This window comes from Nonomuraea sp. NPDC050394, assembly GCF_044459065.1.
In the GTDB taxonomy this organism is placed as follows: Bacteria; Actinomycetota; Actinomycetes; order Streptosporangiales; family Streptosporangiaceae; genus Nonomuraea.
On the sequence record NZ_JBITIO010000001.1, the window covers coordinates 1,076,865 to 1,093,065 of the forward strand.

Annotated in this window: 14 protein-coding genes; 8 read left to right on the forward strand and 6 right to left on the reverse strand. The window is 72.2% G+C overall.

Annotation, left to right across the window (positions count from 1 at the left end; genetic code table 11):
- Window positions 1-13: 13 nt before the first annotated feature.
- The 3 genes from ACIBKY_RS05430 to ACIBKY_RS05440 form a co-directional block, all read right to left on the reverse strand.
- The gene (locus ACIBKY_RS05430) at window positions 14-841 is read right to left on the reverse strand and encodes a siderophore-interacting protein (RefSeq protein ID WP_397094609.1); all 828 of its coding nucleotides are present in this window, start codon (window positions 839-841) and stop codon (window positions 14-16) included.
- 104 nt (window positions 842-945) lie between these two features.
- Window positions 946-2,799 carry a trypsin-like peptidase domain-containing protein gene (locus ACIBKY_RS05435; protein ID WP_397094611.1) on the reverse strand — a complete coding sequence of 618 codons (1,854 nt, stop codon included), beginning with the start codon at window positions 2,797-2,799 and terminating at the stop codon, window positions 946-948.
- A 103-nt stretch (window positions 2,800-2,902) separates the two neighbouring features.
- Complete coding sequence (locus ACIBKY_RS05440) at window positions 2,903-4,189, reverse strand: C39 family peptidase (RefSeq protein WP_397094613.1); 1,287 nt, start codon at window positions 4,187-4,189, stop codon at window positions 2,903-2,905.
- A gap of 217 nt (window positions 4,190-4,406) precedes the next feature.
- Here ACIBKY_RS05440 and ACIBKY_RS05445 point away from each other — a divergent pair, with 217 nt between their 5' ends.
- From ACIBKY_RS05445 to ACIBKY_RS05475, 7 genes are read left to right on the forward strand one after another with little or no spacing between them, the layout of a single operon-like run.
- On the forward strand, window positions 4,407-6,005 hold the full coding sequence (locus tag ACIBKY_RS05445) for an amidohydrolase (protein ID WP_397094615.1): 1,599 nt from the start codon (window positions 4,407-4,409) through the stop codon (window positions 6,003-6,005).
- A gap of 15 nt (window positions 6,006-6,020) precedes the next feature.
- Window positions 6,021-7,526, forward strand: a complete 1,506-nt coding sequence (locus ACIBKY_RS05450; RefSeq protein ID WP_397094617.1) for an ABC transporter substrate-binding protein — start codon at window positions 6,021-6,023, stop codon at window positions 7,524-7,526.
- Complete coding sequence (locus ACIBKY_RS05455) at window positions 7,519-8,460, forward strand: ABC transporter permease (RefSeq protein WP_397094619.1); 942 nt, start codon at window positions 7,519-7,521, stop codon at window positions 8,458-8,460. The genes ACIBKY_RS05450 and ACIBKY_RS05455 overlap by 8 nt, the downstream gene beginning before the upstream one ends.
- Window positions 8,457-10,112 carry a dipeptide/oligopeptide/nickel ABC transporter permease/ATP-binding protein gene (locus ACIBKY_RS05460; protein ID WP_397094620.1) on the forward strand — a complete coding sequence of 552 codons (1,656 nt, stop codon included), beginning with the start codon at window positions 8,457-8,459 and terminating at the stop codon, window positions 10,110-10,112. Before ACIBKY_RS05455 ends, ACIBKY_RS05460 begins: the two co-directional genes overlap by 4 nt.
- Window positions 10,105-10,947, forward strand: coding sequence for an ATP-binding cassette domain-containing protein (locus ACIBKY_RS05465; RefSeq protein ID WP_397094622.1), 843 nt, complete (start codon window positions 10,105-10,107; stop codon window positions 10,945-10,947). The genes ACIBKY_RS05460 and ACIBKY_RS05465 overlap by 8 nt, the downstream gene beginning before the upstream one ends.
- The gene (locus tag ACIBKY_RS05470; protein ID WP_397094623.1) at window positions 10,944-12,251 is read left to right on the forward strand and encodes an amidohydrolase family protein; all 1,308 of its coding nucleotides are present in this window, start codon (window positions 10,944-10,946) and stop codon (window positions 12,249-12,251) included. Before ACIBKY_RS05465 ends, ACIBKY_RS05470 begins: the two co-directional genes overlap by 4 nt.
- Window positions 12,251-13,243 (forward strand): amidohydrolase family protein, encoded by a 993-nt coding sequence (locus tag ACIBKY_RS05475; protein ID WP_397094625.1) that lies wholly within the window; start codon window positions 12,251-12,253, stop codon window positions 13,241-13,243. The genes ACIBKY_RS05470 and ACIBKY_RS05475 overlap by 1 nt, the downstream gene beginning before the upstream one ends.
- Here the strand turns inward: ACIBKY_RS05475 and ACIBKY_RS05480 are convergent.
- Both ACIBKY_RS05480 and ACIBKY_RS05485 read right to left on the reverse strand, forming a co-directional pair.
- Complete coding sequence (locus tag ACIBKY_RS05480) at window positions 13,161-14,189, reverse strand: NAD(P)H-dependent flavin oxidoreductase (RefSeq protein ID WP_397094627.1); 1,029 nt, start codon at window positions 14,187-14,189, stop codon at window positions 13,161-13,163. The two genes, ACIBKY_RS05475 and ACIBKY_RS05480, sit on opposite strands and share 83 nt — an antisense overlap.
- A 1-nt stretch (window position 14,190) precedes the next feature.
- Window positions 14,191-14,790: a flavodoxin family protein gene (locus tag ACIBKY_RS05485; RefSeq protein ID WP_397094629.1), complete on the reverse strand. Its 600-nt coding sequence runs from the start codon at window positions 14,788-14,790 to the stop codon at window positions 14,191-14,193.
- A gap of 50 nt (window positions 14,791-14,840) precedes the next feature.
- Here ACIBKY_RS05485 and ACIBKY_RS05490 point away from each other — a divergent pair, with 50 nt between their 5' ends.
- Window positions 14,841-15,401, forward strand: coding sequence for a TetR/AcrR family transcriptional regulator (locus ACIBKY_RS05490; protein WP_397094630.1), 561 nt, complete (start codon window positions 14,841-14,843; stop codon window positions 15,399-15,401).
- A gap of 1 nt (window position 15,402) precedes the next feature.
- Here the strand turns inward: ACIBKY_RS05490 and ACIBKY_RS05495 are convergent, their stop codons facing one another.
- Window positions 15,403-16,179, reverse strand: coding sequence for an alpha/beta fold hydrolase (locus ACIBKY_RS05495; protein ID WP_397094631.1), 777 nt, complete (start codon window positions 16,177-16,179; stop codon window positions 15,403-15,405).
- Window positions 16,180-16,201 lie beyond the last annotated feature (22 nt).

Below are 16,201 nucleotides of genomic sequence, written 5' to 3' on the forward strand. Positions count from 1 at the left end.
ATAGGTGGGTGGATCAGTGCTCGTGGTCGTCGTAGTCGGCGGCGCCGCGTTTCCAGTAGCCGGTGATGTCCTGGTCGTCGGCGCCGAGCTTGAGGTGGTCGCGGACCCAGCGGCGCAGCGGCTTCAGCGTCTCGGCCTCGCCCGCCATCCAGGCGAAGACCCGCTCGCCCTCGGGCACCGCCACCTCCTGGACGGCCCGCGCGAGGTCGCCGTTGCGCAGCCAGCGGACCTCGACGCCCGCAGGCGCGGTCAGCTCGATCTCCTCGCCGGCGTCGGCGACCTCGATGAAGGCCCATCCGGCGGCGGTTCCCGGCAGTTCCTCCAGCCAGCGGGCGATCGCGGGCAGCGCCGTGAGGTCGCCGGCGAGCAGGTACCGGTCGTAGGAGTGGGGCACGATCAGCCCGCCGGGCGGGCCGGCGACGTGGGCGGTCGCGCCGGGGGCGGCGTTCCGCGCCCAGTCGGCGGCCACGCCCCTGCCGTGCAGGGCGAAGTCGAGGTCGAGTTCGCCGGCCGCCCGGTCGTAGCGGCGCACCGTGTACTTGCGGGTGGTGGGGAACGGGCGCGGCCAGCTCAGCATGAGCCCGTCGGGCTCTGGCAGCCGCAGGGAGCCGTCGGTCTCGGGGAAGATCAGGCGTACGTGCTCGTCGGGGGAGTGGGCCTCGAACCCGGCCAGGCCGGGGCCGCCCAGGGTCACCCGGATGAGCCCGCTGCCGACCATGGCGGTGCGCAGGACCTCGACCTCGCGGATCCGGATCGGGTAGGCCACCTTGCGGGCGATCGTTCCCGCCCTGACCTCCGCGATACTCTCCAGGTACCGCTCACGGTCATCGATCCGCTTCACGAGTTCCGTCCCTTCTGGGTGATTTAGGCAAGGCTAACCTAATCACATGGAAGGGAAGGGCCGCGCCCGGGGGCAGGCCGGGCGCGGCCGTCGAGCGGGATCGGTCAGGGAGCGTCGTAGCCGAGGGAGTAGGCGCCGGCGCCGCTGTAGGCGTGGACGCGGTAGCGGTAGTACCCGGCGGTGCCGGTGTACGTGAGCGTCTCGTCCGGGCCCGAGGTGGCGCCCTGGGCGACGGCGGCCCAGCTGGAGCCGTTCCACTTCTGCAGGTACAGGTCGTAGTCGGTGCCCGCGGGACCGTCCAGGCAGGCGCGGTGGGGGCCGGTCGTCGTCGTCTGGAAGTACTGGCCGTCAGGCTGGTACTGGCTGGCGCCGCTGGTCAGCGACCCGGTCTTGTTCGTCTCGTAGCCCGGACACCCCGTCGGCGGACCGCTGCCGAGCGTCAGGGTGAACGTCGCCGAGCGGGTCACCGAGGCGCCCGTGCCCACGACGGTGATCGTGTAGCTGCCCGTCGGCGCCTGCGCGGTGGTGGAGAGCGTCAACGTCGAGGACGCGCCGGCCTGGATGACCGAGGGCGAGAACGACGCGGTGACGCCCGACGGCTGGCCGGCGGCCGTGAGCGTGATCTGCTGCGCGCTGCCTCCGGTCACCGCGCTGGACACGGTCGAGGTGGCCGTCTGGCCCGGCTGTACGGTGGCCGAGGACGGGGAGAGGGCCAGCGAGAAGTCGTTGCCTCCGGTGGGCGGGTTGTTGTCGATCATGCCGGAGATCTCGTTGTAGACCTCGGTGATCCTGGTGCCCCAGTTGGGGCAGCCGCCCAGGTGGTGCAGGGCGATCACCTTGTGGCTGGAGGCGGCCAGCACCGGCGAGCCGGAGTTGCCGCCGGAGGTGTCGCAGCGGTAGCCGGTGTTGACGCCGGAGGACACCACGTCGATCTTGCAGGTGGCGCCGCCCTGGGTCTCCTCGAACAACGACAGCCGCTTGGGCCGCGCGTCGCCGTGGCCGGGGATGTAGATCCGCTCGCCGGCCACGGGCGGGCGCGGGTCGAGGTACAGCGTTCCGAACTGCTGGATGGCGGCGAAGTCGGCGACGCTGAAGAGGGTGTAGTCGAGGGCGTTGAGCACGCTGGTCTTGAGGAACTGCCCGCCGGCCACCTTGGTGCCGGCCCGCGGGTCGTTGCCGCCGCAGGTCGCGCACTGGTAGTCGAACTGGAACTCGCTGGCGGCCAGGTCGGCGGCGTTCTCCATGCAGTGGTTGTTGGTCAGCATGCGGTTGGTGTTGCCGACCCGCCACGCGGTGCAGTGGCCCAGGCCGTCGAGGAGCTGGCGGGCGACCGCGTTGCCCCTGGCGTACTCGGTGGGGTGGCTGTCGCGGTAGCAGACGACGTCGCGCCGGGCGTCGGTGCCGCAGACCGAGAAGCTCTTGGGTGTGCGCGCGGCGGCTTCGTCGCCGGTGAAGCCGCGGTAGTAGCGGTCGATGACGGCGCCGTAGCCCTGCCGGGTGAGCCGCGCGGCCGAGCGCCGGCCGGTGGTGTGCAGGGTGATCACGGCCGTGTCGCCGTCGATGGACAGGGCGGCGAAGCCCGGCGTGCCGTGGACGGTGTGCCCGGAGCCGCGGGTGCCGCCGCCGAGCGTCGGGTCGCCGTAGTAGGTGTGGACCTCACGGCGGTCGGGGCCGGCGACGGTGACGTAGTCGCCGGGGACGAGCTTGAGCGCGGCGAAATGGACCTTGATGTAGCTCGACCCGGGCCGCCTGATCTGGGTCGAGCGCTCCGTCGCGCCGTAGCGCAACGTGAGGTCGGCAGCGTGCTGCTCGCCGGCGGGGGTGACCGGGTCTGCCTGCTGCGGGGCCGGTGGTGGAGTGGTCGCTGCCTGCTGCTGGGGTACGGCTGCCGCGGCCGGAGCGGCCGTCGCGAGGATCGCGGCCAAGGCCACGATCGCAGTCCAGGGCTTGTGACTCATGCCAATGACACCTCCGCCTGGGGGGAAGACGGTTGGCCGAGGCTAACCCCGCATGTGCTACGTACCGGTATCCGTCATCGGTACTGAACCTGCGTCCGGCCGGTCACCAGTTGGCGGGCAGGCCGGGGGTGCGGGCGGGCAGGCGGTGGCCGGGCGGGCGGATCACGTAGACGACGCCCGCGCTGCTGGAGCTGCGTAGCCAGACGTTCTCGAAGGCGGCACGGGGGTAGACCCGGCGCGCGTCGTCGTTCGTCGGCGCGTTGGCCGGGTCGTTGACGATCACGTCGCCGGCCCGGGTGAAGCCGATGACGACGAACAGGTGACCGTCGGTCCCGTACCCGGCGCCGGGCAGCTCTTCCTTCTTGAACGACTGCGAGGTGATCACCGGGATCCCGGCCTTGATGAACCGCTCAAGCTCCGTCAGCGACCGCAGCCGGGTGACGAACCCGTCGAGCCCGTACCGCCCCGCGTAGGCGGTGTTGAACGGCCAGTTCCCCGCCCCCTCGTAGGCCAGGTCGTAGACGTACCGGGCGGCGTAGTCGACCTCGGGGCTCGGGTCGCCCGGATCGACCCAGGCCAGGTCGGCGGCGCTCGGTCCCTTGCGCCAGTAGCCCAGCACCATCGCGGTCGAGGTGGGGCTGCACCACGCCTGGCCGCCGCCGTCCCACTCGGGGTAGTGGCCGAGGTGGATGCCCTGCGAGCGCCGCGGCACCTTGAGCTCGACGCCCCACGCCCCGCCGCCGGGGCTGACGGGCACGCTCGCCCGGTACGGCACCGCCGACGCCATCGCCCCCAGGGTCCGCACGACGGGCCCGCCCGTCTGGCCGGGTTTGCGGTGCAACGTGACCCGGAGCTGGTAGGAGTCGACCGGCCGGCCCTTCGCGGCGGCGAACGTGTCGACGTTGACGGTGCCGTCCGCGTCGGCCTGGCCGGGTACGGAGGTGCGGCGGATGTCGGCGTCGCCGTAGGCCCAGCGGCCGAGGACGTACCACTTGGTGTCGGGTGACGTGCCGCGCAGTTCGATCTGGATCCAGGTGCCCGCGGGGGTGCCGGCGGTCCAGGAGCCGATCAGCTCGGTGGCGCCGAATCCGACCCGGGTGTCGCGGCTGGTCCAGCGGGCGTACTCCCAGCTCGCGCCGCCGTACTCGATCACGCCGGCGGGTGCGGCGAAGGTCAGGGCGGCGCCGGTGGCGACGCCCTCGGAGGTGCCCGCGCGAAGGGCCGCCCGCTGGTAGACCACCGGGGGAGGTTGCGCGCCCGTGCCCGCGCCCGCGCCCGTGCCGGCGGCCGCGTGGAGCGGCGCGGGGATCGGGGCCAGGAACAGGGTCAGGAGCAGGGTCAGGAGCAGGGTCAGGAGCAGGGTCACCGGCAGCACGGCCAGCTTGCGCATTGGGCCTCACCTCAGGCGGAAGGTAACACCGCAAATACCGCGTTCGCATCGGATGAGTTACGTATGCGATGGAGATTGCGCAATCGATTTCGCTGAAGAAACGCACTGTCGGAAGGGGGTAACAGTCAGATTTTCGGCTACTTTAGAGCAAACGATTGACATCCTCTCGCTTCACATGGACACTCAGCCGCAACGTCGGTGTGAAGGGACCTCCGAGTTGGCTGCTTCGGACCTGCTGTTGATGAACGCCCTGGTGACCACGCTCGCCGAGGACGGAAGGACGCCTGCCGAGGCCTCCGCCGTGCTCATCAGGGACGGACGCGTGACATACGTCGGAGAGGACGCGGTCGCCAGAACGATGGCCGGCCCGGCGGTCCCCGTGATCGACGCCGGGCGGCGCAGGGTGGTGCCCGGCCTTATCGACGGGCACACCCACTTCGTCCGCGCCGGACTGACCTGGAACGACGAGGTCCGGTGGGGCGGCGAGCCCACCCTCGCCGGAGCCCTGGAACGGATCGCCGAGGCCGCCGCGGTCCGCCCGCCCGGCACCTGGATCAAGGTCATCGGCGGCTGGCATCCCGGGCAGTTCGCCGAGCGCAGGGCGCCCACGCGCGAGGAACTGGACCGCGCCGCCCCCGACCATCCCGTCTTCGTCCAGCTGGGCTACTCGTGGGGCCTGCTCGGCACCGCCGCCCTGCGCGAGGTGGACCTGGGCAAGGCGGCCGCCGAGGGTCTCGACGCCGGCGCCGTCGACCCGGCCGGCGTGCTGCGCGGCATGGCGGCGATGCGCTGGCTGTACTGGCAGCTGCCCGTACCCTCCCCGGAGGAGCAGGTGGCCTCCACGGCCGCCGCCTCCCTCGCCTTCAGCGCCGCCGGGATCACCGGGCTCATCGACGGCGGCGGCGCCAACACCGGCCCCGACGTGTACGCCGCCCTCTACGAGACCTGGCGGCGCGGGCTGCTCACCGTCCGGGTGCGCACCACCGTGCACGCCTCGCGCCCGCATGCCGAGCCGGAGGAACTGCCCGGCTACCTGCGCTATCTCGCGCCGGGCTTCGGCGACGACATGCTCAGGGTCCTCGGCATGGGCGAGATCATCCACTACAACGTGCACGACGGCTTCTCCCGCAGCCCCGACCTGTCGGAAGGCTCGCTCGAAGCCCTGTACACGACCTTCGCCGACTGCGCCCGCCGCCGCTGGCCGGTCCAGATCCACGCCATCAGGGCCGACACCATCGAGGCGATCGTGGGCCTGTGGGAGCGGCTGGACGCCGAGATCCCGCTCGCGCCGCTGCGCTGGGCGATCGTGCACGGCGAGGGCATGAGCCGGGCGACGGTCGGGCGGGTGGCCAGGCTCGGCGTCGGCGTGCTCGTGCCGGCCATGCTCAGGTTCGAGGGCGAGGAGCTGATCGAGGCGTGGGGTGAGGAGGCGGTGCGCCAGGCGCCGCCGTTGCGGGCCCTGCTCGACGCGGGCGTGCCGGTCGGCGGGGGGACCGACGCGATGCGGGTGGCCTCCTACCGGCCCTTCACCGCCATGCACTGGTACGTCTCCGGCCGCGAGATCGGCGGAAGGCGGATCAGGGCGGCGGACAACCTGCTCACCCGTGCCGAGGCGCTGCGCATCTGCACCGGCGGCAGCGCCTGGTTCAGCTTCGAGGAACACCAGCGCGGACGGCTGGAGCCGGGCCTGCGCGGCGACCTGGTGGTGCTCGACAAGGACTACTTCACCGTGCCAGAGGACGAGATCCCCGGAATCGGCGCCGAGCTGACCGTGGTCGGCGGCGTCGCGGTCTGGGCCGGTCCCGCGTTCCGTTAGAGAAGGAGAGCCGTCATGTCCCACCGCAAGCTCGTCGCGGCGGCACTCGTGGCCGCGGCGATCACCGCGTGCTCGGCCCAGAACACCGGCCCGTCCACCGCTCCCGCCGCGGCGGCCGGAGGAACGCTCAGGTTCGGCGTGGGCTTCACGCTCGACGACTGGGAGCCGTTCAACAAGCCGAACAACACCTACGTCTCCGCCGTCTTCGAGCAGCTCGTCGAACAGGCGCCGGACGGCATCGAACTGCTGCCCAGGCTCGCGACCTCGTGGAAGGCGACGGGCGAGCAGGTGGAGTTCACGCTCAGGACCGGTGTCGTCTTCCACGACGGCACGCCGTTCGACGCGCAGGCCGTCAAGGCCAACCTGGAGCGGATCCGCGACAGCATGACCGAGTTCGCGACGATCATGAAGCCGGTCGAGGAGATCCTCACCCCCGACGCCTCGCACGTGGTGCTCAAGCTGAAGCGCCCCGCCCCGGCGCTGCCCGCGCAGCTGGCCAGGACGGGCGGCTACATGCTGAGCCCCAAGACCATCAAGGACGGCACGTTCAAGACCCGGCCCGCCGGAACCGGCCCGTGGAAGTACAACGCCGCCCAGTCGATCCGCGACTCCAAGGTCGTGCTCGACTTCTTCGACAAGTACTACGAGCCGGACAAGGTCGGCCCGCGCCGCCTGGAGATCCACACGATCGCCGACGACGACAGCGGCTACAACGCGCTGGTCACCGGCCAGGTGGACGTCGTCTCGGTGGCCGCGCAGTACAAGAAGCGCGCCGAGACCCAGGGCCTGAAGTCGCTGTGGTACCCCGGCCTGCGCTACCACTTCCTGTTCTTCGACCGCAAGGACACCTTCGCCGACCCCCGCGTACGGCAGGCCGTCTGCCATTCCCTGGACACCAAGGCCCTGCTCGACGGCCAGTTCGAGGGCCTGGGCGAGAGCTACCCGCAGCGCTTCAGCGAGGGCCAGCCCGGCTACAACCCCCAGGTACGCGGCTACACCCGTGACGTGACCAAGGCCCGCGCCCTGCTGGCGGACAGCGGCAAGAAGGACGTGAGCTTCACCTTCCCCGTCTTCCCCGGCACCGAGCTGCTGGGCGAGCTCGTCCGCAGCCAGCTGGCCGAATCCGGGATCACGGTCAAGGTGGAGAAGATGTCGATCCCGCAGTACTTCTCCACCTTCGACCGGTACCCCGCGGCGTACAACACCAGCAACAGCGAGAGCACCGGCCCACTCGACTACTACGCCTACAGGTTCGCCCCGGACGGCGGCGGCAACCCCTACAAGACCGGCTCCCCGGAGCTGGAGAAGCTGGCCGAGCAGGCGCTGTCCGGCGGCACGGACGCCGAGCGGGAGGACCTGTACCGGCGGATGACCCAGATCATCCACGACCAGGCACTTGACTGCGGCTTCTTCAGCCGTCCGATCACCTTCATCTGGGACCCGCGCAAGGTGGACAACATCGTGCCGACCCGGTTCGAGCCGTCGGTCTTCCGCTACAAGGAAGCCCGCATCCATGCGTAAGCTCATCCTCTCCCGGCTGGCCGCCCTGCCACCGATGCTGCTGCTGGTGTCGGTCGTGGTGTTCCTGCTGACCCGGGTCGGGGTCGACCCGACCCGGCAGATGCTGGGCGAAGGGGCGAGCGAGGCGCAGCGGGCGCTGCTGCGCCATCAGCTGGGCTACGACCGGCCGCTGGTGGTGCAGTTCGGGTCGTGGCTGGGCCAGGTGTTCAGGGGCGATCTCGGAACCTCGTTCTTCACCCAGCAGCCGATCGTGTCCAGTCTCGCCGAGCGGCTGCCGGTCACGCTGGCGATGGTGGCCGGCGGCACGCTGCTGGCGATCGCCGTCGGCGTGCCCGCGGGCGTCTGGGGCGCGCTGCGCGCGGGCTCGGCGATCGACCGGCTGATCACCGCGGTCACCTCCGCAGGGCTGGCCATGCCCGGGTTCTGGCTGGCGCTGCTGCTCATGCTCTTCTTCGCGGTGGAGCTGCGCTGGTTCCCGGTGCTCGGGTTCACCCGGTTCGCCGACGGGCCCGGCATGTGGGCGTACGGGCTGGTGCTGCCGTGCGTGGCGCTGGGGCTGCACTCGGCCGCGGTGATCGCCCGGCAGACCAGGGGCGCCATGGCCGAGACGCTGCGCGCGCCGTACGTGCGGGCGCTGCGCGCGGTCGGCACGCCACGCCGCAGGATCGTCTACCGCTACGCGTTGCGCAACTCCATGGTGCCGATCCTGACCGCGGTGGGCCACGAGGTCGTCGTGCTGCTCGCGGTCAGCTTCGTGGTCGAGCGCGTCTTCGCCATCCCCGGCACGGGCACGCTGATCCTGGACGCGGTGGTGCGCAACGACGTGCCCGTGCTGCAGGGCGGGATCGTGCTGGTCGCCTGCCTCGTGGTGCTGATCAACCTGGCCGTCGACATCGGCTACGGGCTGCTCGACCCGAAGGCGAGGCCGCAGTGAGCGCCCTGTCCCGGCTGCTCCGGCAGCCCGCCACGCTCGTCTGCCTGGCGTTTCTGCTGCTCCTGGTCCTGGCCGCGGTGGCCGCGCCGTGGCTGGCGCCGTACGACCCGTCGGCCGTGAACGTCACGGGCAGGCTGGAAGGGCCGGGCGCCGTGCACTGGCTGGGCACCGACGAGCTGGGCCGCGACCAGCTCTCCCGGCTCATCTACGGCACCAGGATCGCGCTGCGCGCCTCGGTGCAGGCGGTGGGCCTGGCCCTCCTGCTCGGCGTGCCCGCAGGGCTGGTCATCGGCTACTTCGGCGGCTGGTGGGACCGGGTGGCCATGCGCGTGGTGGACGCGGTCAGCTCCATCCCGGCGCTGCTGCTGGCGTTCGGCGTCATCGCGCTGCTCGGGCGCGGCCTGACCAACGCGATGCTGGGCGTCAGCGTCATCTTCGCCATCCAGTTGCTCCGGCTGACCCGCGGCATGGTGCTGGCCGAGCGCGAGCTGCCGTACGTGGACGCGGCCCGCGTGCTCGGGCTGTCCGCCCCGCGCATCATGTTCGGCCAGATCCTGCCCAACGTGGCCGGGCCGCTGATCGTGCAGTCCTCCATCTACCTCGGCTTCGCGCAGCTCTTCGAGGCCATGCTCAGCTTCCTTGGGCTCGGCGTGGACGTCGGCGACGCCTCGTGGGGGCAGATGCTGGACCGCTCGCGGGCCTACGTGGGCGACCAGCCGTGGCTGCCGGTCTTCCCCGGCCTCGCCATCATGCTCACGGTGCTGGCGTTCAACCTGATCGGGGACGGCCTGCGCGAGGCCATGAGCGGGGCGCGGGCACCGGCGCCCTCCTGGAAGCCGCCGCCGGTCCGGGTCGTGCCCGCCGTACCCACGCGGGCGCTGCTCTCGGTGCGCTCGCTGAGCGTCGCCTTCCCCGGAGCGGCCACCGTGGTCGAGGACGTGAGCTTCGACATCGCGCAAGGTGAGGTCTTCGGCCTCGTCGGCGAGTCGGGCTCGGGCAAGACGATGACCGCGCTCGCGCTGGCCGGCCTCCTGCCACCTCCGGGCGCGGTGACCGAAGGCAGCGTACGGCTGGCCGGCCGCGAGCTCCTCGGCCTGCCCGACAACGAGCTCGCCACCCTGCGCGGCCCGGAGATCGGCATGATCTTCCAGGACCCGCAGTCCGCGCTGTCACCGGTGCACACCATCGGCAGGCAGCTCATCGAGCCGCTGCGCACCCACGAGGGCCTGTCCCGCAAGGCCGCCCTCGACCGGGCCGCCGAGCTGCTCACCCTGGTCGGCGTGCCGGACGCCCGCCGCAGGCTCGGCGACCACCCCCACCAGTTCTCCGGCGGCATGGCCCAGCGCGTGGTCATCGCCAGGGCGCTGGCCGCGGGCCCCCGGCTCCTCATCGCCGACGAGCCCACCACGGCGCTCGACGTGACCGTGCAGTGCCAGGTGCTCGACCTCCTGCTCGACCTGCGCGAACGGTTCGGCATGACGATCCTGCTCATCACCCACGACCTGGGCGTGGTGGCCGACGTGTGCGACCGGGTCGCGGTCATGCGCGCGGGCAGGATCGTGGAGCAGGCGCCGGTCGGGGGACTGTTCACCGCGCCGGAACACCCCTACACCGCCGCCCTGCTGGCCGCCTCCGGAGGTGCCCATGCCTGACCGGCCGCTCCTGCGGGTGGAGAACCTGCGGGTGAGCTACGAGACGGGCCGCACCCTGTGGACGGCCCGCCGCTTCGACGCGGTGAAGGACGTCAGCTTCTCCGTCGCCGCAGGGGAGACGTTCGGCCTGGTCGGCGAGTCGGGCAGCGGCAAGAGCACCACGGGCAGGGCGGTGCTCAGACTGGTGCGCCCGGCCGCCGGGACGATCGAGTTCGACGGCCACGACCTGGGCGCGTTCGGCGCGCGTACGCCCCGCTGGTACCGGCAGGCCGTCCAGGTCGTCTTCCAGGACCCGCTGGCCTCCCTCAACCCCCGGCACCAGGTGGCCAAGACGCTGACACTTGCCCTGCGCGCGGGCAACGACGGCGGCACCGGCGGCGTGGACGAGCTCCTCGACCAGGTCGGGCTGGCCCGCGAACTCGGCCGACGCTACCCGGCGGAGCTGTCCGGCGGCCAGCGCCAGCGGGTGGCGATCGCGCGGGCGCTGGCCGTACGGCCCCGCCTGGTCATCTGCGACGAGGCCGTCAGCGCCCTCGACGTCTCCACCCAGAGCCAGATCATCGAACTGCTGCTCAAGCTGCAGCGCGAACTCTCGCTGAGCCTGCTGTTCATCTCCCACGACCTGGCGGTGGTCCGGCGGATCAGCCACCAGGTCGGCGTGATGCACCTGGGCAGCCTGGTTGAGCAGGGCGGCGCGGAAGAGGTCTACCGGCGGCCCCGCCACCCGTACACCCGCATGTTGCTGGAATCGGCGCCGGTGCCCGACCCCGTCGTCCAGCGGGAGCGGCGCGCCCGCAGGCGCGCGCCGCGCGAACTCACGGAAGAGGAAGCATGACGATCCTGATCAGGGGCGGACACCTGCTGACCATGGACGACGCCATCGGCGACGTGCCCGGCGGCGACCTGCTCATCGACGGCTCGACCATCGTCTCCGCGGGGCCGGCCGACCCCGCCGCGCAGGCGGAGGAGGTGATCGACGCGACCGGGATGATCGTGCTGCCCGGCTTCGTGGACACCCACATCCACCTGTGGCAGACGGTGCTGCGCGGGCTGGCCTCGGAGCTGTGGCACGGCGAGTACTTCACCTCGGTGCTGCCCTACCGCTCCAGGTTCCGCCCGGAGGACGTGTACGCGGGCGGCTTCGCCGGCGGCAGGGAACTGCTCGGCAACGGGGTCACCACCGCGCTCGACTTCTGCCACTGCATCGCGACGCCGCGGCACTCCGACATGGCCGTTGCCGGGCTGATCGACTCCGGCATCCGCGGTGTGCACGGCTACAGCCTGCGTGACAAGCCGCCCGGCCACTTCACCTCCCACGACCAGCGGCTCGCGGACGCCGTACGTGTGCAGGAAGCCATCGGGCACGACCGGGTCTCGCTCATGCTGGCGCTCAGCGACCTGGAGACCGTCGACCTCGCGACCAGCGCCAAGGAGGTGGCCTTCGCCCGGGAGCGGGGGCTGCGGATGACGATCCACTCCAACTACGCGGGGCAGATCACCGCGATGCACGAGGCGGGGCTGCTCGGGCCCGACCTCGTGCCGGTGCACGGCAACGTCGTCACCGACGAGGAGATCAGGATGCTGGCCGACGCCGACGCCACCCTGTCCTCCACCCCGGCGGTCGAGATCGGCCTCGGCTCCTCGTTCTCGATCGTGCGCAGGGCCGTGAAGCTCGGGCTGCGGGTCGGCTGGGGCTGCGACATCGTCACCTACACCGACGCCGACCTGCTCGGCCAGATGCGCCTCGGCTACCAGCTCACCTGCTACCTCGACAGCGAGGAGGAGCGCTCGCAGGGCCGCGACGGGCGCCGCCGTCCCGGCGTCCCGACGCTGACGGCGCGCGAGGTGCTGCGGATGGCCACCGTGAACGGCGCGCGGGCCCTCGGCCTGTCCGCCCGGATCGGCAGCCTCACCCCCGGCAAGGAGGCCGACGTCATCCTGGTGAAGGGGGGCTCGCTGGCCGACCCGGCCGCCCACGTGCTCATGCAGTGCAACGGACGGGACGTGGACACCGTCCTGGTGGCGGGTGAGGTGCGCAAGCGGGGCGGGCGGCACGTCGGGCTCGACCCGGAACGGCCCGGCGTGCTGGTCGACGCCGCCCGCGCGCACGTGCTCGCCGAGTTCCCCAGCCACGACTGATGCGCGTCGACTTCCACGCCCACCTGTGGACCGACGACTACCTCGACCTGCTCGACTCCTACGGCCGCGCCGCCACGGCCGTCCAGCGCGGCACGGGAGCCGGCACGTCCCGTGCCGAAATGGCCGCGCGCCTCTCGCTCATGGACGCGGCCGGCATCGACGTGCAGGTGTTGTCGGCGACCCCGCAGGCCGCCGACTTCGCCGATCCGGCCCACGCGCTGACCGCCGCCCGCCACGTCAACGACCTGTACGCCAGGACCGTGCGGCAGTGGCCGGACCGCTTCGCCATGCTGGCCGCCCTCCCGCTCCCGCACGCCGGCCTGGCCGCGGCCGAGCTGGAGCGGGCCATGGACGAGCTGGGCGCGGTGGGCGTCGCGATCAACTCCGCCGCGCTCGGGCACGCCTCGCTCCTTCCCGTGTACGCCGAGCTCGACCGGCGCGGCGCCGTCCTGTTCGTGCACCCGGCGGGGGAGTTCGCGGCCGACCCCAGGCTGAGGTGGGCGGTCGGCGCGCCGGTCGAGGACACGGTGGCGGCCATGCGGCTCATCGTCGACGGCGTCCCGCTCCGCCATCCGGGGATGCGCATCGTCGTCCCGCACCTCGGCGGGGCGCTGGCGATGCTGGCCGAGCGGGCCGACCACCAGGTGTCCGGGCTGCCGGAGCCGCCCAGCGTCACGGCCCGCCGGATGTTCTACGACACCGTCTCCCACGGCCACGTGCCGGCCCTGCGCGCTGCCGCGCGGACGTTCGGCGCCGACCGGCTGGTCCTGGGGACGGACTTCCCGTTCCTGAAGGGGAAGCTGTTCACCGGCGCGGTCTCCTACCTGGCGGAGGGGCTGAACGCGCAGGAGGTGGAGCAGGTCACCCGGCGGACCCCGTCGAGCTTGCTGAGGCGCGGCCGAGCCGGGCTCAGTCCGTGGTCAGGGCGGTCAGGACTTCGCGAGCCCTTGCCGGGCGGGCCAGCGGGGCCGCCTGGCCCGCCCACAGGTTGACCAGGCCGGGCAGACCCCTGGCCGCTGCTTCCCGGCGGATCGGGAGCATCAGGGCGTTCTGCACCGGGTAGGGCGGGACGTCCTGTTCGTGGGGCTCCATCTCGCGCAGGAAGCGGTTGGGGATGGCGCGGGCCGTACGGCCGGAGAACAGGCGCGTCAGGACGGTCATCCGCGCGTCCGGCCCGAGCAGCGCCTCCTTGTGCGTACGGCTCGCGCCCGACTCCTCGGCGGCCAGGAAGGCGGTGCCGACCTGCACACCGTCGGCCCCGAGCGCGAGCGCGGCGCGCACCCCGCGGCGGTCGGCGATGCCTCCGGCGGCGATCACCGGGATGTCCACGGCATCGGCCACCTGCGGCACCAGGGAGAACGTGCCCACCAGCGACTCGCGCACCGGCCGCAGGAACGCGCCCCGGTGGCCGCCCGCGTCGCTGCCCGAGGCGACGACGGCGTCCAGCCCCGCCTCGCGCAGGGCCACCGCCTCCTCGACGGTCGTCGCGGTGCCGATCGTGACGACGCCCGCCCGCCTGGCCCCCTCCAGAACCCAGGCGGGCGGCACGCCCATCACGAAGCTGATCACCGGCGGCGCCGCCGCGAGCAACGCCTCCGCCTGCTCGGCGAAGCCGGGATGATCCGCCCGTGCGGGCGGATCGACCCCCAGCTCCTCGTAGTACCGCCGCAGCCGCTCCACGTCCGCAGGTACGGCCCGCAGCCCCTCCTCCTCCGCCAGCGGCACCCACAGGTTGACCGCGAACGGCCGCCCGGTGGCCGCCTTCAGTTCGCCGACCAGCGTCACGAGCTCGTCGGCGCCGAGGATGTGCCCGCCGTAGGACCCGAGCCCGCCGCTCTCCGACACCGCCGCGGCCAGCGCGACCGACGACAGCCCGCCGCCGAACGGCCCCTGCACGACCGGATGCTCGATGCCCAGCAACTCCTGGAGCCTGCCCATGTCAGGCCACCGCCCGCTCGTGCCGTCCGCGGGCGAACTGGGCGGCGGTCGTGGCCACGCGCCGCCCGAGGTGCTCGGCGGTGCGCAGGTCGGACTCCATCGGCGCCGCGTCGGGGCCCAGGTCGGAGGGCGACTGCGCCATCGCGCCGAGGAAGCCGCCGAGCCGGTTGAGGTCCTGCGGGGAGCCGCCGGAGGTGTAGAGCCAGCCGGGCGGCAGCCCGAGCGTCACCCAGTGCATGCCGTGCTGGGCGCCGAACAGCGCGAGGGAGGTCAGGGTGTTGAGCTTGTCGCCGTTGACGCCGGCGGAGTTGGTGAAGCCCGCGCCGATCTTGTCCCGCCAGCCCATCTCGCTCCAGACCTTCACGCTGGCCTCGGCGAAGGCCTGGAAGGTCGCCGACTGGCTGCCCATGTACGTGGGGGTGCCGAAGATGATCGCGTCCGCGCCGGCCAGGGCCCGCCAGAGCGCTTCGTCCAGGACACTCACGTCGCGCAGGTCGGCGCGGGCGCCGTTGACGGAGTCCACTCCGGTGGCCACGGCGCGGGCCTGGCGGGCGGTGTGGCCGTAGCCGCTGTGGTAGGCGATCGCCACTGTTGTCATCATGAGACGGACACTAGACGACCGGTCAACTATTTTTCAAGTAGACTTCTCGCATGGGACGACAGAGCGACGCTCGCGAACGCCTCCTCGGCGCGGCCTGCCGGCTGATCCACAGCCGGGGCTACTCCAGCATCGGCGTGGCCGAGATCTGCGCGGAGGCCGACGTGCGGAAGGGCAGCTTCTACCACTTCTTCGACTCCAAACAGGCGCTCACGCTGGAGGTCATCGACGCCCACTGGGCCGGTCAGCGCACCTCCTGGCAGGCGATCCTGACCGCGGCGGCCCCGGCCGGGGACCGGCTCGAACGCCTCTTCCGCTCCCAGGCCGACGCCCAGCGCCAGACCAAGCAGAGCACCGGCGTGGTCAACGGCTGCCTGCTCGCCAACCTCGCTCTGGAGCTCAGCAACCAGGACGAGACGGTCAGGACCCGGCTGCGGCAGATCTTCGACGAGCAGGTGGAACTGGTCAGGACCGCCCTCGGCCCGTCGGGCTCGCCGGAGACCGCCCGTGCGATGGTCGCCCAGCTGGAGGGCATGGTGCTGTTCGCCAAGCTCGGCAACGACCCGTCGCTCCTGGACGGCGTCTGGACTCAGGCCAGGCTGCTGCTGTCCTGACTCAGAGGAAGTCGGCGAGGATCCGGTTGTAGGCCGCCGGCCGTTCCATGTTGGGGTGGTGCGCGGCGCCGTCGATCGTGACCGCGCGGCCGTGCGGGACGCTCGCGGCGAGCCGTTCCGCCATCCCCACGAGGTCGGGCGAGTCGAGGGCCCCGCTGATCGCGAGCACCGGGACCTCGATCTTGGCCGCGCGCTCCCAGGTGTCGCGCACGGGCACGAGCGGATTGGGCTCGCCCGCGGTGTGCTTCGACATGGTGCTCCTGGCCATCGCGCGCAGCCGCCGGGCGACCTCCGGGTCGAGGCCGTCGGGCCCGAGGTGCGGACCGGCGGACAGCGTCATGAACCCCTCGACGGAGCCGCACAGATCCCCCGCGCCCATCACGGCCTGCCACGCCGTCCACTCCCGGACGGTCCACGGATCGGAGTAGTACGGCTCGCTCGTCCCGGCCCCGCTGACCACCACCGCGCTGACCAGGTCGGGATGCTCGATCGCGGTGTCGACCGCGATGCCCGCGCCCATGGAGACGCCGGCCAGCACGGCGGGCCAGGCGCCGAGGTGCCGCAGCAGCGCCGCGAGGTCGTCGGTCTGCCGGTACGGCTCCGCCGCGTTGGCCGAGCGCCCGTGCCCCCGGGCGTCCGGCGCGATGACGCGATGACCGGCGGCGAAGACCGGAATCTGGTCGTCCCACATGTGGTGGTCGAGGAAGCCGCCGTGCAACAGGACGAGCGGGCGGCCACCGCGGTCACTGCCCTGGTCGGTCCAGAAGATGTCATTCATGACACCTAAGGTGTCATTTCTG